The sequence below is a fragment of the Oceanobacillus sp. FSL W7-1304 genome (assembly GCF_037969805.1).
Classification (GTDB): Bacteria; Bacillota; Bacilli; order Bacillales; family Amphibacillaceae; genus Oceanobacillus; species Oceanobacillus profundus.
Genome location: NZ_CP150211.1, coordinates 3,771,277 through 3,793,284 on the forward strand (window position 1 = coordinate 3,771,277; position 22,008 = coordinate 3,793,284).

Annotated in this window: 22 protein-coding genes; 19 read left to right on the forward strand and 3 right to left on the reverse strand. The window is 36.4% G+C overall.

The genetic code is table 11. From position 1 onward, the window contains the following. Positions 1 to 79: 79 nt before the first annotated feature. The 16 genes from NYE61_RS18685 (at position 80) to NYE61_RS18760 (ending at position 16,412) form a co-directional block, all read left to right on the forward strand. On the forward strand, positions 80 to 1,378 hold the full coding sequence (locus NYE61_RS18685) for a 6-phospho-beta-glucosidase (RefSeq protein WP_095313357.1): 1,299 nt from the start codon (positions 80 to 82) through the stop codon (positions 1,376 to 1,378). 32 nt (positions 1,379 to 1,410) lie between these two features. Further along, on the forward strand, positions 1,411 to 1,713 hold the full coding sequence (locus NYE61_RS18690) for a PTS sugar transporter subunit IIB (RefSeq protein ID WP_095313355.1): 303 nt from the start codon (positions 1,411 to 1,413) through the stop codon (positions 1,711 to 1,713). Between the two features lie 24 nt (positions 1,714 to 1,737). Beyond that, complete coding sequence (celB, locus tag NYE61_RS18695; protein WP_095313353.1) at positions 1,738 to 3,030, forward strand: PTS cellobiose transporter subunit IIC; 1,293 nt, start codon at positions 1,738 to 1,740, stop codon at positions 3,028 to 3,030. Further along, the gene (gene chbG, locus NYE61_RS18700; protein WP_303447464.1) at positions 3,030 to 3,779 is read left to right on the forward strand and encodes a chitin disaccharide deacetylase; all 750 of its coding nucleotides are present in this window, start codon (positions 3,030 to 3,032) and stop codon (positions 3,777 to 3,779) included. Before celB ends, chbG begins: the two co-directional genes overlap by 1 nt. Then, entirely contained in the window at positions 3,776 to 4,129 is a 354-nt protein-coding gene (locus NYE61_RS18705) for a PTS lactose/cellobiose transporter subunit IIA (protein WP_118890300.1), read from the forward strand. Before chbG ends, NYE61_RS18705 begins: the two co-directional genes overlap by 4 nt. A gap of 36 nt (positions 4,130 to 4,165) precedes the next feature. Continuing rightward, positions 4,166 to 6,013: a DUF1343 domain-containing protein gene (locus NYE61_RS18710; protein ID WP_303447466.1), complete on the forward strand. Its 1,848-nt coding sequence runs from the start codon at positions 4,166 to 4,168 to the stop codon at positions 6,011 to 6,013. 289 nt (positions 6,014 to 6,302) lie between these two features. Beyond that, positions 6,303 to 7,664 (forward strand): FAD-binding oxidoreductase, encoded by a 1,362-nt coding sequence (locus NYE61_RS18715; protein WP_303447467.1) that lies wholly within the window; start codon positions 6,303 to 6,305, stop codon positions 7,662 to 7,664. A gap of 99 nt (positions 7,665 to 7,763) precedes the next feature. Further along, a complete protein-coding gene (gene yhfZ / locus NYE61_RS18720; protein WP_303447468.1) occupies positions 7,764 to 8,690 on the forward strand; it encodes a GntR family transcriptional regulator YhfZ in 927 nt (308 codons plus the stop codon). A gap of 68 nt (positions 8,691 to 8,758) precedes the next feature. Next, the gene (locus tag NYE61_RS18725) at positions 8,759 to 9,634 is read left to right on the forward strand and encodes a TatD family hydrolase (RefSeq protein ID WP_095313343.1); all 876 of its coding nucleotides are present in this window, start codon (positions 8,759 to 8,761) and stop codon (positions 9,632 to 9,634) included. Positions 9,635 to 9,644: 10 nt separating this feature from the next. Then, complete coding sequence (locus NYE61_RS18730; RefSeq protein WP_251659404.1) at positions 9,645 to 10,754, forward strand: aminotransferase class V-fold PLP-dependent enzyme; 1,110 nt, start codon at positions 9,645 to 9,647, stop codon at positions 10,752 to 10,754. A gap of 12 nt (positions 10,755 to 10,766) precedes the next feature. After that, positions 10,767 to 11,975 (forward strand): phosphopentomutase, encoded by a 1,209-nt coding sequence (locus tag NYE61_RS18735; protein WP_251659402.1) that lies wholly within the window; start codon positions 10,767 to 10,769, stop codon positions 11,973 to 11,975. Between the two features lie 15 nt (positions 11,976 to 11,990). Continuing rightward, positions 11,991 to 13,160, forward strand: a complete 1,170-nt coding sequence (locus NYE61_RS18740; RefSeq protein WP_095313341.1) for a YhfX family PLP-dependent enzyme — start codon at positions 11,991 to 11,993, stop codon at positions 13,158 to 13,160. Positions 13,161 to 13,246: 86 nt separating this feature from the next. Continuing rightward, positions 13,247 to 14,320, forward strand: a complete 1,074-nt coding sequence (locus NYE61_RS18745) for an amidase (protein ID WP_095313339.1) — start codon at positions 13,247 to 13,249, stop codon at positions 14,318 to 14,320. A gap of 42 nt (positions 14,321 to 14,362) precedes the next feature. After that, a complete protein-coding gene (locus NYE61_RS18750; RefSeq protein WP_095313337.1) occupies positions 14,363 to 14,746 on the forward strand; it encodes a PRD domain-containing protein in 384 nt (127 codons plus the stop codon). Continuing rightward, the gene (locus tag NYE61_RS18755) at positions 14,743 to 15,102 is read left to right on the forward strand and encodes a DUF2620 domain-containing protein (RefSeq protein WP_118890307.1); all 360 of its coding nucleotides are present in this window, start codon (positions 14,743 to 14,745) and stop codon (positions 15,100 to 15,102) included. The genes NYE61_RS18750 and NYE61_RS18755 overlap by 4 nt, the downstream gene beginning before the upstream one ends. Positions 15,103 to 15,119: 17 nt before the next feature. Continuing rightward, positions 15,120 to 16,412, forward strand: coding sequence for a YhfT family protein (locus NYE61_RS18760; protein WP_118890308.1), 1,293 nt, complete (start codon positions 15,120 to 15,122; stop codon positions 16,410 to 16,412). Positions 16,413 to 16,677: 265 nt separating this feature from the next. Here the strand turns inward: NYE61_RS18760 and NYE61_RS18765 are convergent, their stop codons facing one another. From NYE61_RS18765 to NYE61_RS18775, 3 genes are read right to left on the reverse strand one after another with little or no spacing between them, the layout of a single operon-like run. Next, positions 16,678 to 17,670 carry a D-glycerate dehydrogenase gene (locus tag NYE61_RS18765; RefSeq protein WP_339316311.1) on the reverse strand — a complete coding sequence of 331 codons (993 nt, stop codon included), beginning with the start codon at positions 17,668 to 17,670 and terminating at the stop codon, positions 16,678 to 16,680. 36 nt (positions 17,671 to 17,706) lie between these two features. Continuing rightward, on the reverse strand, positions 17,707 to 18,189 hold the full coding sequence (locus NYE61_RS18770; RefSeq protein WP_339316313.1) for a PPC domain-containing DNA-binding protein: 483 nt from the start codon (positions 18,187 to 18,189) through the stop codon (positions 17,707 to 17,709). A 29-nt stretch (positions 18,190 to 18,218) separates the two neighbouring features. Next, a complete protein-coding gene (locus NYE61_RS18775; RefSeq protein ID WP_339316315.1) occupies positions 18,219 to 19,085 on the reverse strand; it encodes a hypothetical protein in 867 nt (288 codons plus the stop codon). Positions 19,086 to 19,310: 225 nt separating this feature from the next. Between NYE61_RS18775 and NYE61_RS18780 the strand changes: the two genes are divergently transcribed. The 3 genes from NYE61_RS18780 to NYE61_RS18790 all read left to right on the forward strand — a co-directional run bounded on the left by NYE61_RS18780 (position 19,311) and on the right by NYE61_RS18790 (position 21,946). Continuing rightward, positions 19,311 to 20,159, forward strand: a complete 849-nt coding sequence (locus NYE61_RS18780; protein WP_339316317.1) for a MurR/RpiR family transcriptional regulator — start codon at positions 19,311 to 19,313, stop codon at positions 20,157 to 20,159. 192 nt (positions 20,160 to 20,351) lie between these two features. Then, entirely contained in the window at positions 20,352 to 21,026 is a 675-nt protein-coding gene (locus tag NYE61_RS18785) for an RraA family protein (RefSeq protein ID WP_339316319.1), read from the forward strand. A gap of 20 nt (positions 21,027 to 21,046) precedes the next feature. Continuing rightward, positions 21,047 to 21,946, forward strand: a complete 900-nt coding sequence (locus NYE61_RS18790; protein ID WP_339316321.1) for a DUF1932 domain-containing protein — start codon at positions 21,047 to 21,049, stop codon at positions 21,944 to 21,946. The last annotated feature ends 62 nt before the right edge of the window (positions 21,947 to 22,008 follow it).

Consider the following 22,008-nt stretch of genomic DNA (forward strand, 5'->3'; position numbering starts at 1 on the left):
AATATCCCTCTACTAATGAAAGCGTTTACTGTTTAAAATAAAGTATACAGAATTGATTAAAAGAAGGGGATGAAAGGTAATGAGCCCAATTAAATTAACGGTGATTGGAGGGGGCTCTTCCTATACACCAGAGTTATTAGAAGGAATTATTAACAATCAGGTGTTACTGAATATATCGGAGGTTTGGCTAGTCGACATTCCAGAGGGTCAACAAAAATTATCTATTATAGAAAGCTTATCCAAGAGAATGGTAGACAAAGCAGAAAGCCCGATTAAGATCGTAGCGACTTTCGATCGAAGAGAAGCTATTAAAGAATCTGATTACATTATTACCCAAATACGAGTGGGTCAACTAGAGATGAGAAAAAAAGATGAATATATTTCTATTAAACATGGTGTCATTGGGCAAGAAACAACTGGTGCAGGCGGTTTTATGAAGGCATTAAGAACGATTCCAGAAATTCTAGATATATGTAGAGAGATTGAAGAACTTGCTCCTAAAGCATGGTTATTAAATTTTACAAATCCTGCTGGCATTGTTACGGAAGCCATATTAAAACACAGCAATGTAAAAGTAATTGGGCTTTGCAATAATCCGATTAATTATTATAAAAAATTCGCTAAAACTTATGGTGTGGATATACGTGATGTGAGTATTAATTTTATCGGAATAAACCATTTAATATGGATTACAGAATTGTATATAAAAGGGCAGTCAAGATTAGAAGATATTTTAACTGGAAAATCCGATGTTTATGAGGCAAAAAATATTCCATCTTTTGGCTGGGATTTAGATTTCCTTCAATCACTCGGGTCCTTACCGTGTGGTTATCATAAATATTATTATCTAACAGACCAAATTCTTGAAAAGCAGTTAGAAGAATATCAACAAAATAAAACTCGTGCAGACGAAGTACAACGAATTGAAAAGGAATTATTTGATCTATATAAAAACAAAAACCTGAAAGAAAAACCAAAAGCATTGGAGCAAAGAGGTGGTGCCTATTATTCAGAGGCCGCCATAAATCTAATCAAATCGATTCATTTGAATACGAGGGAGATTCACACTTTAAATGTGAGGAATAATGGAGCCATATCTTGTTTACCTGATGATGTGAGCGTTGAAACAAATTGTGTCGTAGAAAAACATCAAATTACACCAATTCAAATAGGGGCTGTTCCACCGCAAATACGGGGACTTCTTCAAGTTGTTAAGGCATATGAAGAACTTACGGTAGAAGCTGCAGTTACTGGTAACAAAACAATTGCATTACAAGCATTAACACTACATCCATTAATTCCATCAGCAAATCGTTCAAAAGAAATTTTACAAGAGATGTTAACTGCGAATAAACATTATTTACCCCAGTTTAGTTAGCAACTATATTGATTGAAGAAAGGATGGACTCTATGAAAATTACTTTACTATGTGCTTTAGGGATGAGTACGAGTTTATTAGTAGAAAAAATGAAAAAAGCTGCAACTGAAAAGGAGATTCAGGTGAAAATAGAAGCACATTCTGTGGATTATTTGGAAGATCATTTGAAAACTGCAGATGTTATTTTACTTGGCCCGCAAATTCGCTACAAAAAAAATGAACTTTTTCGTAAGGCTGAAGCAGCAAATGTACCAATAGGCATTATAGATATGAGAGCATATGGCACAATCAACGGAGTCAAAGTATTGGAACAAGCAATGGAATTAATGAAGTAGTTTCTAAAAAAAGGGGGAAAATCAATGAATGGGTTCAATGCGTTTATGGAAAAATATTTCATGCCCGTTGCCGGAAAGTTGGCGGAACAGCGACATTTAAAGGCAATACGGGATGGAATCATTTCAACTATGCCACTATTGATTATTGGTAGTCTTTTTTTGATTATTTCTTCTCCACCAGTACCTGCATGGTCCGAGTTTATGTCACCATATGCCCCTGCATTAAATATTCCAGTAAATGCAACATTCGGGTTATTAGGACTCGTAGCAGTATTTTCAATCGCATATAGTCTTGCAAAAAGTTACGGAATGGATGAGCTGTCTTCAGGTGTACTTAGTTTAGCTGCCTTCTTTGTTGCCACTCCACTTACAGAAGACGGTAATATTCCATTAAGCTTAATGGGAAGTCAGGGATTGTTTATTGCTATTCTTATCGCATTATTTACAGTGGAAGTCTATCGTTTCTTTGAAGTAAGAAATATTATTATACGAATGCCAGAGGGGGTTCCGCCATCTGTATGGCGTGCTTTTTCTGCTCTTATACCGGGGGCTGCGATAATTTCCATTGTCTGGGGCCTCGATCTTCTATTGAAATCTACGTTTGATCTATCGTTACATGGTGTGGTTGGTGCTGTACTAAGGGAACCTTTAGAAATGGTGGGTAGTAGCATATGGGGAGCGATTATTGCTATTTTACTCATTCATTTATTGTGGGCTTTTGGTATACATGGTATATCCGTTGTTGCTAGTATTATGGCTCCAATCTGGTACAGTCTAACGGAACAAAACGTGGCAGCACAACAAGCTGGCGAAGAACTACCCTACATTATTGGTCAGCCATTTATGGCAATTTGGTGGGCTGTTGGTGGTTGTGGTATGGTGCTTTCTCTAACGATATTGTTTGTATGGCGTGCACGCTCTAAACATCTGAAAAGCTTAGGAAAAGGTTCTATTTGGTCAAGTGTTTTTAATATTAGTGAACCCGTCGTATTCGGTGCGCCAATTGTAATGAACCCAATTCTTGTGATTCCTTTTATTCTAGCTCCATTAGTTGTTGGTCTCTTAACGTATTTTGCAATGTCGATAGGACTTGTTGGTAAGCCCTATATTATTGTGCCATGGACCACACCACCTCCTATTTCTGGAATCCTTACAACAGGTGATTGGCGTGGTGGAGTATTAATGCTTGTCAATATTATAGTGGCTTTGTTTATATATTATCCGTTCTTTCGATTATATGATAAACAGCTGTTACAGGAAGAATCTACTTTAGACGTAGCTGCTGCTACAAAAGAAGAAGCAGGAAACAAGAAATAATGAAGAAATCTTTGATATTAAATGCCGACGATTTTGGTCTTACTCCAGGAGTTACCGCAGGAATTCTTTATGCATATCAACATGGTATTCTTACAAGTACAACCGTAATGGTAAATACTGAATTTGCTAAAGAGAGTTTAGCAGAGGCAAAGCATTTTCCGAATCTTGGTATTGGGCTACATTTTGTTTTAGATTTTGGTAAACCTATTTCTGCTAACGTAAATAGTTTGGTCGATCAAAATGGTGACTTTTTAAAAGGAGAAGAACTTATACAATCTGCAAAAAGACAAGATATTAAAAAGGAACTTCAGGCACAGCTTGATTTACTTTATAAATGGAATGGTCAGGTGACGCATATTGACAGTCATCATCATATGCATCTTCATATCCCTGAAGCTTGGGAAGCAGTAATTGAAGTTGGGCAAAAGTACAAATTGCCTGTTCGGACATTTACTGAGAAGAAACTACCGGGGAGTAAGGTAACTACTAGTGATTATTTTCATTATGATTTTTACGGAGAGGAACATGTTTCATTGAAATATATGATGAAAATTATTTCTAAAATGAAGCTTGGTGTTACTGAAGTTATGTGCCACCCTGCATTCTTGGATCCATGGCTAATGAAAACAAGTAGCTACAATCTTACTAGAATGAAAGAATTGGGGATACTTGTTGATAACAGATTAAAACAGTGTTTACAGAAGCATGCCATTGAATTAATCAATTATGGGGGGCTGGCTGCGAAATGAAAATTGAAGAATTTTCTATGTATATTATCTTACACGCGGGTGATGCCAAATCACTTATGCATGAGGCATTACAGAATGCAAGAAATGGAGCATTTGAACAAACGGAATCAAAAATGAATCAAGCCACCTTAGAACTACTGAAAGCTCATAAATTCCAAACAAAATTTATCCATGAGGATGCCAAATTTAATCTAGAGCGTTTGCCTGTCTTATTGATACATGCACAGGACCATTTGATGACGGTAATGGCAGAAAAAAATCTTATAGAAGAGTTAATCATGATGTATCGGAAACAACATCAATTAGAAGAAAAAATAGAACTTGTCGTGGAAAAGATCGGAGGCTTATAGAACAAACTCAATTTTAAAAATAAAGGGGTGTTTCTGATGAAGAATATTAAAAGTTTTATTACAGTTGTTGCATTTATGTTAGTTACGACATCCTTGATAACTATATCTAGCGCAGAGGAAAATAATAATGTTACAAAAAAGAAATCGAGAGTGACGCCTGGAATTGAAATTTTTTTAGAAGATCATATCGATTGGGTCAAAGATAAAAAGGTTGGATTAATAACAAATCCGACTGGAGTTGATCGCAATCTTGTAAGTGATATTGACTTATTGTATAACCATTCAGAGGTTAATTTAACTGCATTGTTCGGACCAGAGCATGGAATACGTGGTGACCAAGAAGCTGGGGAGTATGTTGATTCCTATGTTGATGAGAAGACGGGGCTGCCAGTTTATAGTTTATATGGTCCAACATGGAAACCTACGGAAGAGATGCTAGAAAACGTTGACGTATTGCTGTTTGACATTCAGGATATTGGTTCCAATGTGTACACCTATATTTATACACTAGGCTTTGCGATGGAAGCAGCAGCAGAATTTGATAAAGAACTCATCGTTCTTGATCGTCCAAATCCAATTGGTGGAGAAAAGGTCGAGGGGCCACTACGATCTGAATCCACGGTAAGTTTTATGGGGAGGTTTCTCTTACCGGTTAGACATGGAATGACTGTTGGCGAACTAGCTACAATGTGGAATCATGAATACAGCATGGGCGTGAACTTAAAAGTAGCCAAAATGAAGGGGGGGAAACGGTCGATGCATTTTGAGGATACTGGTCTACCGTGGGTTATGACATCCCCTAATATTCCCACAAAGGAAACCGCATATCTTTATACAGGAACAGAATTATTGGATGATACTTCTTTGTCAACGGGACTTGGCACTACGAAACCCTTTGAGTTGGTGGGAGCACCATGGATCAATGGTGAAGCATTGGCAGAAGAAATGAATAGTAGAGACCTTGCTGGGGTTACCTTCAGACCAGCCTACTTTACTCCGATGTTTGGAAAATATGAAGGTGAACTAGTAGGTGGTGTGCAAGTTCATATAGATGAACCTTCAGCAATTAATCTCGTATCTCTGGGACTGAATTTAGTAGACGCTATGCGCGACCAGAACCCGGAGGAATTTGAAATGACTCCCAGTTATGCAAATCTAATTGGTGACCCAGACGTTCCTGAAATGATTTTGGATAATGAACCAGTTAATCGTATTATAAGTTCCTGGGAGGACGAACTCAATAATTGGATTGTAGATGTCCGCAACAACTATTTATTGTATAATCCATACCCAGAGGATGCAGAGCCATATAAAGAGCGGGGAGCTCTAGGCATTTTTCCATTGGATTTGGCAGCTTCACCAGGCGAAATGGTAGAATTAACACTAAAAGGATTTGATAAAAATGGCGAAAGGCTGGATATTAAACCAAAAGATATTGAATGGGAAGTCACAAATGATATTGGATATGTAGAAGATGGAAATTTTTACGCTACATCTGGAGGTATAGGTGAGGTAGTGGCTACCTATGATGATTTTACTGCATCACGCACGGTAGAAGTATCGGCTACACGTGTTGAAAATATTCGGTATGGTATTCATTCAAATTATTCTCGAATTGTTGTCGATTTAAATAAAACTGTTAATCATTATGAAGTAGAGGAAGTCACCGGTAAATTACTTTTAAAGATCCCTTATGCAGAGATTGGTAGGGAATTGAATGATGAGGGTGGAACTATTTTAGTAGAAAATAGCCCAGTGATTAACCATATTGATTATTATTTGAAGGACGAAATGTTTATTAGTGAATTTAATCTGAAGGTTGACAAAGTTGACTATGAAAGACCTGATTATGCAGGGAGAATTGTATTTGATTTAAGGCATTAACATCTTGAAAAGTTTTAATCTCAAATCAATTTGATTTATAAAAAATTAGTAGTCTTGACTAATATCCAAGGCTACTTTTTTGCAATTAAATAATATGTATAGAGAGCTTAGAGAAAGCAGCGTTTTCAAAGATGATGGAGTAGACAAACTGGAGCTAAGGATATTGTATGCCCCCCTCTTCTATTTGCAAAATAAAACTTAAACGTTTACAATATAAATATACGAAATTTAGTATATTGCAATCTAAGAAATTAATCTAAAAATCTATAGAAAGAAGAGGAGGATCTAAATGCAATTGCAAGATATCATAACCGATAAAGAACGTCTATTCCTGGAAACGGAAGTTCCTGATGTATACAAAACGGATTTCTCTTATAAACAAGTTGCTACTGTACATGCGGTTGCGCTTCCCAATACAACACAAGAAGTAATCGATTTAGTCAAGTTTGCTAATAAAGAAAATATCCCCATTATTGCTCGTGGAGCTGGTACAGGTGTAGCAGGCTCTCAAGTTCCAATAAACGGAGGAGAATTAATTATTGATGTTCATCAAATGAATCGCATTCTAGCATTAGATGAAGAGACGATGACATTAACTGTGGAACCAGGAGTGCAGTTAAATGAAATTCAAGCATTTGTTGAAAATAGAGGTTATTTTTACCCACCAGATCCGGGCTCAAAAAACTCTACTATTGGAGGTAATATTGCCACAAACGCAGGCGGTATGCGAGCAGTAAAATATGGTACAACGAAAGACTATGTTCGTGAATTGGAAGTTGTCTTGCCAGAAGGAGAAAAGGTTAGACTGGGAAGTTTAAACATAAAAAGCAGTTCTGGATACGATTTGAAGAACTTATTTATAGGTTCAGAGGGGACATTAGGAATAACAACGAAAATCAAATTAAAAGTGTTACCGCTGCCAAAATATAAAGAATCGGTTCTATTGGCTTTTCATACATTAAAAGATGCGACAAATGGTGTATTAACTATTCTTCAAAATGGCATCGAGCCAGCAGCATTAGAATTATTTGAAAGAGGAACGATTGAATATAGTGAAAAATATACAAAGGTTTTATTACAAAGTCAAAAGGGCGAAGCATATGTCTTAATGACAATTGATAGTAATGAACAGGAGACTGTATTTCGCAAGATTAATACTGTGAATAATATTTTAAAAGGTCAAGCAGCAGAAATTATTCCTTTACTTACCCAAGAAGAAGAGGAAAAGGCTTGGTTACTTCGAGATAATATACTGATTGCGCTTATGCAGTTTACAGAATATGAAATGTTAGATGAAGTTGTGCCGATTAATAGATTTAGTGAGATGATTGATTATACAAAAGAATTACAAGCAAAGTATGACTTGAAAGTAATCAATTTTGGGCATGCAGGGGATGGAAATATCCATACTGTTTTAATGAAGGAAGGTTTAGATGAAGCAACATGGCAGGTAAGGCGACAAGCTCTATTAGAAGATCTTTATAAAAAAGTTAATGAGTTGGGTGGATTACCTTCAGCTGAACATGGGATAGGCATTATAAAGAAACCTTATCTAGAAAAAATGCGTAATCCTGTAGAATTGGATTTGATGCGTAAAATTAAAAATGCGATTGATCCAAATACCAGATTAAATCCAGGGAAGTTATTTTAATATAGGAACTTTTTAATTCGATAACCCCATTGATTTACCTGTTGTAAACGCTTATAATTATAATATACAAAAAATAGTATATTGATTTGAGGTAATGATATGTGGGAAAAGTTATATTCAAAAAATGGGTTAACGGCCAAAAATATTGCAAAAGAATTATTAGACGTGGAGATTGGTAATAAGATTCCTAGAGTTACTGACTATAGTGTGAAGCTATCCATCGGTAGAGGAACCGTACAAATTGCGCTAGGTTTATTAGAAGAATTAAAAGCAATTCGACTGGAGGCAAGAGGGCATCTAGGAACATATCTAGTAGATAAAGATATAGAGCTATTGCAGGAAATCGCTGGTATAGCACCATTGATTGGTTCCATGCCGCTGCCATATTCAAGAAAATATGAAGGGCTCGCCACTGGCATGGTGGAAGCCTTTGAATTATCTGGCAAAAGAATTAATTTATCTTACATGCGTGGAGGTTTAAACCGTATTGAATCAATCCGCACAAAGCGAAGTGATTTTTCAATTGTTTCGAAGATGACAGCAGTTAATAGCTTATCGAATTATCCCAACTTAAAAATCATGAAGGAATTTGGCATTAATAGCTATGTATCAGCACATAAAATCTTTTTGGCTGATCAACATGAAAATTCGATTCGAAATGGAATGCGAGTAGGAGTCGATATGGATTCACCTGACCAGAAAGAATTAACGTTCAATGAATTCAAGGGGCTGGACGTGGAGTATGTGCATATTAATTATATGCAACTTTTAGATATGCTAGATTCGAAGCAATTAGATGCTGCTATCTGGAGTATAGATGACAAACGAATAACAAAATCTTTTAAAGCAATAAATTTCCAATTGCCGGAAGCCAAGAAAATAGCAGAAGAAACATCAGAAGCAGTTATTATAATCGATGGTGATAGAGAGCAAGAAATTGCTGAAAAGTGGGGGACTGTTGAAATAAAAAGCATTTTAGAAATTCAAAAGCAAGTTGAGTCAGGGGATAAAATTCCACGGTATTAACAATGTGCAGACAGGAACAGAGAAATCAGGAATCTATCCCCCGTCCCACTTAAGGGAGAGTGATCCAGTTGTTAGTAGATGGAATTACCTATATGCACGAGCATACAACGATTGATCTATCGGAAATTAAAAATAATGAAGATTGTCAGCTGGATGTATTTTCGGAAACAGTTCGAGAATATACGAAGCTATATGATAAAGGTGTTCGTAATATTATTGATGTCACTAACTTTGGAATGGGGAGAAATATTCCCTATGTCCAAAAAGTAGCCGAAGAAAGTGGTATAAATATAATTTCTTCAACTGGCTTTTACCAGGAGAAGTTTTATCCGATTCAAGTATTCAGGGAAACAAGGGAAGAGCTTGCGTTAAGAATGATTAAAGACATAAATGAGGGTATAAAAGGAACGTCTGTAAAGGCTGAAATCATTGGAGAAATTGGCACGAGCCATCATAAATGGACGGAGACAGAAAAAAAGGTATTTGAAGCGGTTGTTATTGCACATAAAGAAACAGGAAAGCCGATTACAACGCATACGACTTTAGGAACACTAGGTCATGAACAGGTAGCATTTTTCAAAGAAAATGGGATTGATTTAAGCAGAGTTATTATCGGACATGTCGATTTAACCGGGGATAGAGACTATATTCTCCACATGTTGCGAGAAGGAGCATATGTTGAATTTGATACAATCGGCAAAGAGAATTATATGCCGGATCAAGTGCGAGCAGATATATTAAAGGAAATACAAGAAAGAGGCTACATGGATCAAGTCGTTTTATCAATGGATATAACAAGAAAGTCACATTTAGAGTATCAAGGTGGACTTGGCTATGCATATTTATTAGATGCATTTATTCCGATGCTGGAACGTTCTGGAATTACAGAAGCTTCCATTGATAAATTGCTGGTAAAAAATCCAATCACGTTTATGAAAGGCTAAGGTGATTTTAATGCAAACAAGTCCACTAAAAAGTATTTCCTTAGAGGAAGCACAGCAAAGACAATTTTTATTAATCGATGTGATTACAAAGCACTTTAGAGGTGACGAGATACTTTCGCTTGGTGATTTGGGTGTGGTAAAGGGCTTGAATAAACCGACTTATACCAAAAAGGTAGAGGAAGTATTAGCAGCGTTCTTTGGTGTTGAGCGGGCGAAACTAGTACGTGGAGCTGGAACCGGTGCATTACGCTATGGTTTTATGAGTTTCTTAAAACCGAATGATAAAATTTTAGTGCATGACGCTCCTATCTATCCAACTAGTAAAACAACCTTAGAATCAATGGGGATAATTCCGATTGCAGTTGATTTCCATAAACATGAGGAAATCAAAGCAGGGATTGCTGCACATCCTGATCTAAAAGGTGTACTGATCCAACACACGCGTCAGCAAATAAATGATCATTATGATTTTGCCGAAATAATTGAAGTTATTCAATCGGTTGAGCCATCTCTGACTATTATTACGGATGATAACTATGCTGCGATGAAAGTTGGTCAGATTGGAGCACAAATCGGAGCTGATTTATCTACCTTTTCTCTGTTTAAGTTATTAGGGCCAGAAGGTGTAGGTCTAATCGCAGGGAAAGCAGATTTGATCGAAAAGATAGAAGCATTTAACTATTCTGGTGGAAGTCAAATTCAAGGATATGAAGCATTAGAAGCATTAAGAGGTCTTATTTATGCACCTGTCATGTTAGCAATTCAAGCTGGAGTTAATGAGCAATTAGTCAAACAGCTTAACCATGGAGCTATCCCTGGTGTGAAAAGCGCCTTTCTCGCAAATGCTCAATCGAAGGTACTACTGGTGGAATTCGACGAACCAATTGCAGATCAAGTACTTCATCATGCTAATGAACTTGGGGCTGCACCGAATCCAGTAGGAGCAGAATCGAAATATGAATTTGTACCAATGTTCTATAAGGTGTCTGGTACGTTTTTAGCTTCTGATCCATCATTAGAGAAAACGATGATTCGGATAAATCCTTTACGAAGTGGAGTTGATACCGTTATTAGAATCCTTACCTTATCCATTGAGCAAGCAAAGCAGCGAAGTAAATAGGGAGGAATTAGCTTGAAGAAAAGAGTTATAATAATCATCCTAGATAGCTTAGGTGTTGGGTATATGGAGGACGCCAAATACTACCACCCACAGGATATAGGAGCGAATACATTCTATCATATTATGGATGCGGTTCCATCCATACAAATCCCTGCCCTGGAGAAACTAGGGATTAACAAGATTGTGAATCATCCAGCCTTAAAGACAGGTGAGAATCAACTTGCCAGCTATGGTTGCTTAAATTTGATGCATAACGGAGCGGATAGCTTTGAGGGTCATAATGAAATCATGGGCTCTAAACCGAAGAAAACATATTTAGCACCCTTTATTGACAATATGGAAGAGGTAAAGCGAGCATTGGAAAAAGAAGGATATAATGTGAGAATACCAGATGCTAATCTAGCTTATTTATTAGTAGATGATTTAGTTATTGTTGCGGACAATATCGAAACGGACTTTGGTCAAATTTATAATGTAACCGCACCACTTGATTATATATCCTTTGAAGAGGTATTAAGAATTGGCCAATGTGTACGTAAACAGGTGAAGGTTAATCGTGTTATTGCACTCGGTGGAGAAAATGTAACACCCCAGCATTTACGAAAATCAGTAGAGAGAAGAGAAGATGGCCTAGTAGGAGTAAACTCACCAAAATCAAATGTCTATAAACAAGGGTATCAGGTACGTCATTTAGGATACGGTATATCACCTGAATATCAACTACCTACTCTGGCAAAAAAAGCTGGTCTGGATGTATCGCTAGTTGGGAAAATGCAGGATGTCATTTATTGTGAAGGTGCTACAAAATTACCCGGAGTTGATACAGAACAAGTCATGAAGGAAATTATAAACGAAATGGACCATGTGCAGCATGGTGTAATTGCAGCCACGATTCAGGAAACAGATTTAGCAGGGCATGCTCAAAACCCTGAACGGTATGCAGATCGGATTGAGTTAGTCGATCGCTATTTACCAGAAATTATCGAAAAAATGACGGAACAAGATCTTTTAATATTGAGTGCTGATCATGGGAATGACCCAACGATTGGTCATAATCAGCATACCCGAGAAAAAACGTATTTATTAGCGTATCAGAAGCAAAAGGAGCCTAAATATCTTGGGGAAAGAGAGACATTATCTGATATTGCAGCTACAGGTGCAGCCTATTTAGGGTTGGATAGGACAGAAAATGGTACGTCATTTCTTCCTTTAATAAAGTAGAGAGGAGGTTTTCGTATGTTCTTAGATGCAACATTAAAACAGAATAGAAAATTAATTGAAACAGCGATTGAGTTTCATCAGCAAGGACTAATTTCGCCGAACACATATGTACTGGACTTAGATATGGTGAAGCATAATGTTCAACTGTTGTCCAAAGAAGCCAAAAAACAGGATATTGAATTATTGTTTATGACAAAACAGTTTGGCAGAAATGAATTAGTTGCTAAGGCTATTGTTGAAGCTGGTATTAAGAAAGCGGTAGCAGTAGATCCTTGGGAAGCAATTACATTAAATCAATATGGCATTAAAATTGGCCATGTTGGACATTTGGTGCAAATTCCAAAGGGGATGATTCGTACAATCTTGCAATTAGAACCAGAATTTGTAACCGTTTTTAGTTATGAAAATGCATGTCAGATTAGTGAAGTTGCGGTACAAATGAATAAAAAGCAGAAAATATATTTACGAATTGCCGATACAGAGGATTTTTTGTATAACGGACAAAATGGAGGATTTACATTATCCCAACTGCATCATGATGTGGAAAATTTAATGCGATTAACAGGTATCGAAATCGCAGGATTAACGAGTTTCCCATGTATATTAATTAAGGATAATTCACCACAGGTAACACAAAACGTTTTAACGATGCAACAAGCAAAGAAATTGTTAGCTGAAAAAGGTATCCATGACTTAGAGATGAATATGCCAAGTGCCACCTCTACAGCTACGATGAAACTATTAAAAGAAAATGGCGCTACACAAGGGGAGCCGGGTCATGCTATGACTGGCACGACTCCTTTACATGCCTCGGGTGACCTGCCTGAAAAGCCATCGATGGTTTATGTAACCGAGGTATCTCATATATATAATCACCAGGCATATGTGTTTGGAGGTGGCTTCTATCCACGATCACGTATGGAGGGTGCTTTAGTTGCAACGGATAAAAGGAATTTGCAAAGAGTTTCAGTGATTGAAAATGACCCAGCAAATATTGATTATTATGGAACATTGGAAACCGAGGATGTACATGTTGGCGATACCGTTATTTATGCGTTTCGTACACAGGTTTTTGTAACAAATGCCCAGATAGCAATCGTTGAAAATATAAATGATGATCCAAAGCTTTTAGGGATTTATGATTCAGTAGGACATGTCATTCCAACTAATAATATAGACGAATAAATGATGGCTTTTGAAATCTATAAATGAAAGGAATGGTAAGTATTACAACAATAACCTGTTATGAAGAAAATATGGAGGGAGCTATCATGCCAGGCCTGATAGATAAAATCCAGCTAGCAAAAGGAGAAATAGGCAGATCTGTAATTGCAGTTAATCCAATGATAGTGAATGAAATAAGGGATAAAAATAGGAATATGCTCTATTTCGGAATAAAGAATACGAGTCAAATTCCGGAAAACATAATCCGGCAGGTTCGGACACATGCGAATTTTGCTTGGCTAACCATTGATAAATCTGCTGATAAGGGGAGGGCGATAGATACGGATTTAATAAACCCATTAACGTATCGCGCTATGACCGGTTCAACTAGTGGTGGACCTATTAATATTTTAAAAGGAATCAACGATTTTGTTATAGGTACAGACGGTGGTGGTTCTGTGCTTGCTCCTGCAATGAGCTGCCAGCTTCCATCCATAATTGGTGCAGGAACTGGGCTGTTTGTAAAAAATAAAAAGCTGTCCACTGACCAATATGAATTTACAGGGAGTATAGGTGTCATTGCAAAGCGTATTTCGATGTTAAAAGAAGTAATGGAATGCATGCTTGAACAAAAGTTAACGCCATCTTCAGAGAAAAGGTTAAAAATTGTAATTCCTAAAAAGGGATCTATAATCGGTCCCGATCAGATAGATATGCATGATAAAGTAATGGAACACTTAGCTTCTATTCAATTGAGCAACTATCAAATCGAAGAGATTGATATGAATGGAATTGATGAGAGAAAGACAGCTATTGACGTCATTCGTTATTGTTTGCAAGAGAGACAAGCGGATATGATTCTTACCTGTGAAGGACCTGTTGACGTATATGGATATGGGGAAACCATCCCACAGCATTTTGGAGAAGCAGGTATAAATTTAACCAAAAACCATGGTAAATACCTTATTCGAGCTGCTAATATGTGTCAAACGACAGCTATTACTGTTCCTACAAGTACGTTGGCTAGTGGCATCACGATAATTGCCAAAAGCGGAATTGCTCATTGTGGATACGCTTTTGATTTAGCCCAGCAGTTGGAGGGAGCTATTCATTTGCCGGAGGTTTGGAGAAGATACTACCTGGAAAATGATCAGCACGTTTCGCGGTTAGATTTTTGGTAGTGGTTATTCATCATACAATTAGAAGAATTGGAGGTTTTTTTTATGAATTTACAGGCTTATAAGGAAAGGCTACAACTTTTGCTCGAGCAAAAGGTAATTTCTAATACTGCACATGAAGTTGCCTTACAGGCATTCACGCAAATCATGGGGGTTGTTAATAAAACGGATATTGACCAAGCTGAGATGCTCTTTACCCACCTGCCAATGGCACTTACAAGAATTGATGCAGGAGAGGAAGTAGAAGAACCAGCAGGGGAAATAATGCGTGAAGTGGAACAATCAGAGCATTTTGGATTAGCCAAAGAGCAAGTCGCAATGATTGAGGATAAGTGGAGTCAACCTTTACCACAGGGAGAAAAGAAATTTCTTTATATGCATTATGTAACAGTATTAAATACGAATTTATATAAGGAGGAGTTACGATGAAAATTGTTATTGGTGGGCAAGTGGAGAAAAAAGAGATTGAAAGATTAATAAAGGAGTTGGATCCTACAATTGAAACCGTTGTCAAATCTGACTTAGAAGCGGCAATGGAAATGAAAACAGGTAAAGCAGATTACTACTTTGGTGCTTGCCATACAGGTGGTGGTGGTGCATTAGCTATGGCGATTGCAATGCTTGGAAGAAAACAGTGTGAAACTGTATCAATGCCAGGGAAAAAGCCTAAAGAAGAGAATGTTATAGAAGCAGTCAAGAACGGAAAAAAGGCTTTTGGGTTTACAGGTGATCACGTTGAGACAGCAGTACCAATGATATTAAATGCGATTAAAACAAATTCATAGAATAGGAGGACAAATAAATGGAAACATTGTTTGTCATATTAATAGGTGCAGTGGCTGCTATTTTAGCGAATCAAAATATTGCGGTATTTAATGATGGTTTACGACCAATTGTTTCAGAACATATTGATGGAAGCTTAAAACGTAGAGAACTTGGTTTAACTGCATTTGCTATGAGTTTTGGTTTGGTAATTGGGTTTGGGATACCATTTACCTTATCAGCAAGTATTATTTTAATCCACAGTATTTTGTTAGGAACCGATATTATTGGACTAATAACACCTAAGAACAAGTGGGGTACGCCGATTGCAGCAATCATCGGTGGTCTGTATGGCTGGGGACTTCTAACTGGTCTTGAAGGATTTGTTAAATTATTTGAATACCTTCCAGTTAATTTCCTTGAGCCACTTGGGGAAGTAGGGACTCCTGTTGTTGTTACATTTATGGCTTTCCCTGCACTGGCAGTTGCGTTGCAATTCAGTATTAAAAAAGGTATTTTAACTTTTGCAGTAGCAGCTATTGTTAGACAGCTAGCCGTATTTGTAAATGAACAAGGACTACTTACAATTGGTGATAATGTGATTACATTAAACCAAGAAGGTATGGCTTTAATTGTCGGTATGATTTTCTTATTTGCTTACGCAATGAGAGAAAAAGCAGAAGAAGGGTCCTCTGTGGATTTAGCCTCTGTTTTTAGTGAAAAAGTATTACGTATTAAGAAAAATGTTGTGTACTTTATGATTATCGGTGCTTTAATTGCTGGAGCTACCAATCTATTATTGATGGCTGGTGATCCGATTTCACTTAACTTACTTGCAGAAGGCAAACAAACGGATGCTGGAATTGCTGCAGCAGCAAGAGCAATTGGATTTATTCCATTAGTTGCAAGTACGGCAATAGCAACTGGTGTTTATAGTCCAGTTGGATTTACCTTGATTTTCGTCGTTGGTTTATTTGCACCAAATGTGTGGTTAGCAGTTATTATTGGTGCCGTCGTAATTTTTGCGGAAGTAATGCTATTGAGTTATATTGCTAAATTCTTAGATAAATATCCGGGTGTCCGTAACTCTGGAGAGAACATTCGCAGTGCCATGACCAAATTACTTGAAGTTGCGTTACTAATTGGTGGTGCGAATGCTGCAAATATGATTGCACCAGGATTTGGTTTCTTCTTTATTGCTGGATTCTATCTGTTGAATGAAGCTGCTGGGCGTCCAATCGTTCGAATAGCAGTAGGGCCAGTAGGGGCAATAGCAGTAGGGATTATTGTTAATATTTTAGTATTGCTTGGAGTTATGAATATACCTCAATAAGGCTTATGAATGGGACAAGGGAATATTATCCTTGTCTCGTTCTTCTTAGGTAGAGAACTTTTAATTTTTCTATCTAAATATATAGCTTAGTGACAAAACCTGTTAAAACATGCATTCCACATTTGCTAAAGGTTTTAATTACGTAAAATGTATATATTTTTAATATACTAGATAAATGGATTAAGGATTATTATTCAGTACTCACTATTTCGTTCCCCAAACAAAACAACTCCCTTCATATTTTAGTAAAGGAAGTTGTTATATTTTAATTGACTTTTATGCCTTCGCCTAATTCAAATAAAGGAAATTTCGGTTTTTCTTCCTTCATTACCCTTAATACTTCTTCAGCAGCCGTTACTGCCATGAGTACCCTAGTTTCTTGGACACTGGCACCTAAGTGTGGTGTAAATACGACATTGTTTAACTTCAGTAGTGGGTTATCTGGGAGAATAGGCTCAGGTTCAAATACATCCATTCCTGCTGCGCCTAATCTGCCTTCACTTAAAGCTTCATATAGAGCCGTTTCATCAACAATGCCACCTCTAGCTGATACAACAATCACAGCAGTATCCTTCATTTTATCAATGGCTTCATGGTTAATCATGTTTTTCGTAGACTCAGTGAGCGCGCAATTGATCGTTATAAAATCCGACTTAGTATAAAGTTCATCCAGTGTCACATAGCTAATTCCAAGCTCTTCTTCAGCTTCAGGCTGTCTGAAAACATCATAGTATACGACTTTCATATCAAATCCTTTAGCTCGTTTAGCCATATGCTTTCCAATTTTTCCGAGACCAATAATTCCAATTGTTTTATGATGCACATCATAACCCATGAATTTTCTAGCTACCCAGACACCACCTTCTGTCCATTGCCCATTTCTTACAAAAGCATCAGCTAAATGAATTTTACGCGCAGCATTTATGAGTAAACCGAATGTCAAATCAGCAATTGTATGCGTGTGTACAGGTGTTACAGTTACATAAATATTCCGTCTTTTAGCTTCCTCTAAGTCGATATTATCGTATCCTACACCTCGGCGTGCAATAATTTTTAGATTGGAAGCAATTTCAAACGCTTCTTTATCCATCTGTTCTGTATGCCAAACAAAGATAATGCCGTCCACATCTTTTATTCCATTAAGGAACTCCTGGCGTGTAAGGGGCCCGTCTTTTCCACTAGTAACAACCTCTACACCATTTTTCTCCAGCACATCAATTGATTCTTGTTCAATGTTTTGCGTTATAAAAACTTTCATGTTATCTCCCCTTATAAGTGTAAGTTATTAAATCCACTATGCTTGATGAATGGTAGTTACTACTGCACCTGTTCCAGGATCTCTATCCCTAGTCATTTCAATATTTTTTACTTCCATAATAAATAAATCTGTTGTTGTTAACGTGATTGTACCAGGTAAAATATGACCACCAAGAATGACATTATTTTCACCACTAATAACTGCATGGTAATGAATATTCATTTTATCGGGTTCATCAGAAGGGGAAACAAGACCCTGACCTGTAAGAAGGCTGAATGGACCTTCCATTGACTTAGCTGTTGTATACCCTTCGCCTTCAGCAGGCTCTATCGTAGTTACATAGTTAAAGGAGACTTTGCGTAGGCTGCCAATGGTGCTTGTTAATTGACCGTATTGAATATCATGCTTCTTGCATATATTTTCAATCGTCTCTAGTAAGTCCAAATTCGGATGGATCCGTGCAGCTATTACTTTTCCATTCGTACCAGCAGCAGAACTAAATTGAGAAGAATAATCCATTTTAAAAGCCTCCAATCATTGTGCGTTTATTATAATGAGTCTACAATTTGCTCTATTTCTTTTAATGACAGTAGTGTGTAGTGATCCTTCTTTAATAGCAAAGGTAATTCTTTCATTGTTCTTGCGTCATAAGTTGGATTTTCAGGCATTAACCAATATTTTGTACTCGGTATCAAGGTAACATTCGGATTATATCCCCATGCAATATCAAAGATTTTTTCTGGCTTATTCCCTATAAAAACAACCTTACCATGCATTTGACCACGCATCTGGAAGGCAATTGCAACTGCTTCTTCAATTTCCCAGCCTCTTTCTTGCATGGCTTTCAGTGCTTCTTCTTTAATCAATTCTGGATGAACAGAAGTTTCTACATTTGCATGAATGTGAACAACATCAGGGTCTTCATTTAGTTCGCAGTAATCATTCCACGCTTGCGTCGAGAAGTATCCACGTAACTCTTCTTGTTCCTGTTTGTTTAAAGAAGTTTTTAAATCAAATTTACTGAGGAAATTATCCATGAAATTTTTGCCCCAGTATTCCACATTTATTTCTTTTGAGGCAGGGACTAGAATGTTGTTGGGTGAATAGCTCCATATAAAATCAAAATGAGGCATTCCTTTTGGTTCAATACCATGGATAGAACCAGAATTGAGTACTTGTCCTGAAGTAAAAATTTCTATTTTTCTCTCAATCTCGTAACCTATTTTTTTAAAATAGCCTTTAATGATTTCTTCAAGACTTAATGGGTGAATTTGTGTTTCAACATAAATATGAGCATGATATACAGGTTCATCTTTTTTAGTCAGTATATCTAGTAATTCTTTCCATTGCTTTGATTGGAAGTAATTTGAAACGCTTTCAATTAATTCAGTGTTATTGCTAGTAATATTTACCACATAACTTTCCTCCAATTTTTTATAATAACCAAAACATATTGAATTAATTAAATGTAATGATTATTACTTTATTTGATTAGAATGTAATATAAAATACAATGAATGTCAATAGAGAAATATATATTTTCTATATTTGTGTAAAAATGTAAATGGTGTTATATTTTTTTCTAGGATATGTAAGAGAAGTAATATTTTTATTTCTAATAATGATTTGGAGGTACTGTTATGGAAAATCCAATAGTGAAATTAAAAGAAAATATATCTTCATTAACCAATACCCAGAGACAAGTAGCTAATTACATTATTGAACATCCAGTTGATGTTGCTTTTTTAACAGTGGATCAACTAGCTGGAAAAGTTGGAACAAGTACAACGACAATAATGAGGTTGGCATTTTCACTAGGCTATTCTGGATACTCAGAATTCCAGAAGGGGCTTCAGCAAAATTTACGTAGTCAAGCATCTCCTGGTACTAGATTTGAAGTGAATTTAAAAGGAAATACGGATGAAAATTTATGGATTAGTAATGTAAATCATCAATTAGAAAATATTCAACAGACTGTTGATTTGATATCGAATGAAACATTAGACAGCGTGATTAATATGATTATGAAGTCTAAAATGATTTACTGTTCAAGTGTTAGAAGCGGTATGCCTGTATCTTATCATCTAACTCATGGATTAAATCGACTGCTTGGAAATTGTAAAATGCTCCCGGCAGACAGGATTGAATGGGTTGATGATATGATTAGCTTAAATTCAGAAGATCTTATTATTGCAATTAGTTACCCTAGATATTCTAGTAGGCTACTTGAATTTGTTAAGCATGCCCGAGAGAGAAAAGCTAAGGTAATTGTGATTACAAACAGTTATTCTTCTCCATTTGTTAAATATGCAGATATTGTTCTTCCATGTCCATCGGGATCATTATCTTTTCACAATTCAATTGTATCTTCTATACTTGTTGCAGATTATATCATCAATGCAGTTGCAATTAATTTTCCTGAACGTACGAAAGAAAGACTTTCTGAGCTTAATGAAGTTTTAACTAGTCTTGACTATCACGTTTTATAAAATAAATCAATCCTAACTATCTTCTGGATAGGGGGATTGATTTATTTTTATTTTAAATTTATTAAAAATTTTAATTAAAAAGTATTTACAATTAAAATAAACGATGCTATTGTAGTAACAAATATTACTTAATTTATTTTAGTTGTAAAAAATACAACAATTTAGTTTGGGTTAAAATTAGGAGGAGAAAGGATGACAACTTTACCGGATAGATTATCAGATGGAATTATAGAAAGAGCGAAGTTATTAAATAGCACACTTGTCTCAGATGCTATGGGGTGTGCAGGTGCCATGGATTATTCGATTAAGTCATTAACTGGTATCAAAAGAATAGTCGGTACAGCTACTACTGTAATTATGAAGCCCGGTGATAATCTTTATCTGCACCAAGCAATTTATAATACAACTGAAGGATATGTCATTGTAGCTGATGGAAAAAGTCATACGAAGAATGCTTATTTAGGAGAATTAATGGCGTACGCAGCAAAAGCAATGGGTGTTTCAGGGATTATTATCGATGGTTGTATTCGTGATAAAGGTGTTTTGGAGACATTAGATTTTCCAATTTTTGCGAAGGGTTTTGTTTCAAACGGTCCATTTAAGGATGGACCAGGTGAAATTAATGTTCCCATCTCTTGTGGGGGGGTTACAGTAAATCCTGGTGACTTAGTGATCGGTGATGAGGATGGCGTAGTAATTGTACCGAAAAATAAAATACAGGACGTTTTTGAAAAAGCAGAGAAGAAATTAAAATATGAACGTGAAAGAGTTAATGTCATTAACAAGTTCGAAAAGTCTAAACAGAGTGGGGAAAAGCTTGTAAGTCTTGAACCTTCATGGCTAAGAGAAAAAATAAAAAATTTGTAGTTTAAGAGGTGTTATCGGAAATGAATGTAGGATTTATTGGTTTTGGTGAAGCTGCATTTGAAATGGCTAGTGGTTTAAAAGAAGAGGGATTAAATGGGTTTAAAGTTTTTGATCTAGTGTGGAATCATCCAGTTTATGGAGAAATTATACGGGAACGAATTGAAATTGTTGATGCATCACTTTGTGAGCAGCCTCGAGAAGTATTGAAATCATGTGATGTTGTAATCGTAGCTGTACCTGCAGATAAAGCGCATAAAGTTAGTGAAATGCTTTACCCTGATTTGAAATCGCATACATTGTATATCGATGTATCTGCATCTACACCACAGATTAAATATGATATTAGTTTACTTGTTGAAAAAAAACAAGCAATGTTTGTTGATGCAGCAATGATGGGACCACTTCCGATATATAAACATAAAGTGCCGATATTTGCTAGCGGGTCAGGTACAGACCATTTCATCAATAAATTTTCCCCTTACCATATGAATGTTACTAAAATTGGGAATAAGGGTGGCGATGCATCTGCGGTGAAGTTAGTGCGAAGTGTATTTATGAAGGGGCTTGCGCAATTATTAATTGAGACACTAGGAGCTGCTAAACACTTTGACGTTGAAAAGTTGGTAGTAGAATCTATTAATGAAACAATGAATAATAATAGTTTTGAAAAGATGATGAACCGTTTAGTAACAGGTACAGCAATTCATTCGGAGAGAAGAGGAATAGAGCTTCAAGGTTCGATCGATATGTTGACATCAGGAAACTTGGATGCATCTATGTCAAAAGCCGCTAAAGTAAAATTGGACAAGATAACAGAGTTGAAATTAAAAGAGAAGTTTAATGGGCAGGTGCCTGATACATGGGAGGAAGTTATTGAAGTATTGAATGAGACACTTGGAGATTCAGTTGTACGTCAATAGACTGTTAAATAACTATTTTAAAATTCTAATACTAAGTGCTTGAAGCGATTTAACACTGCGAA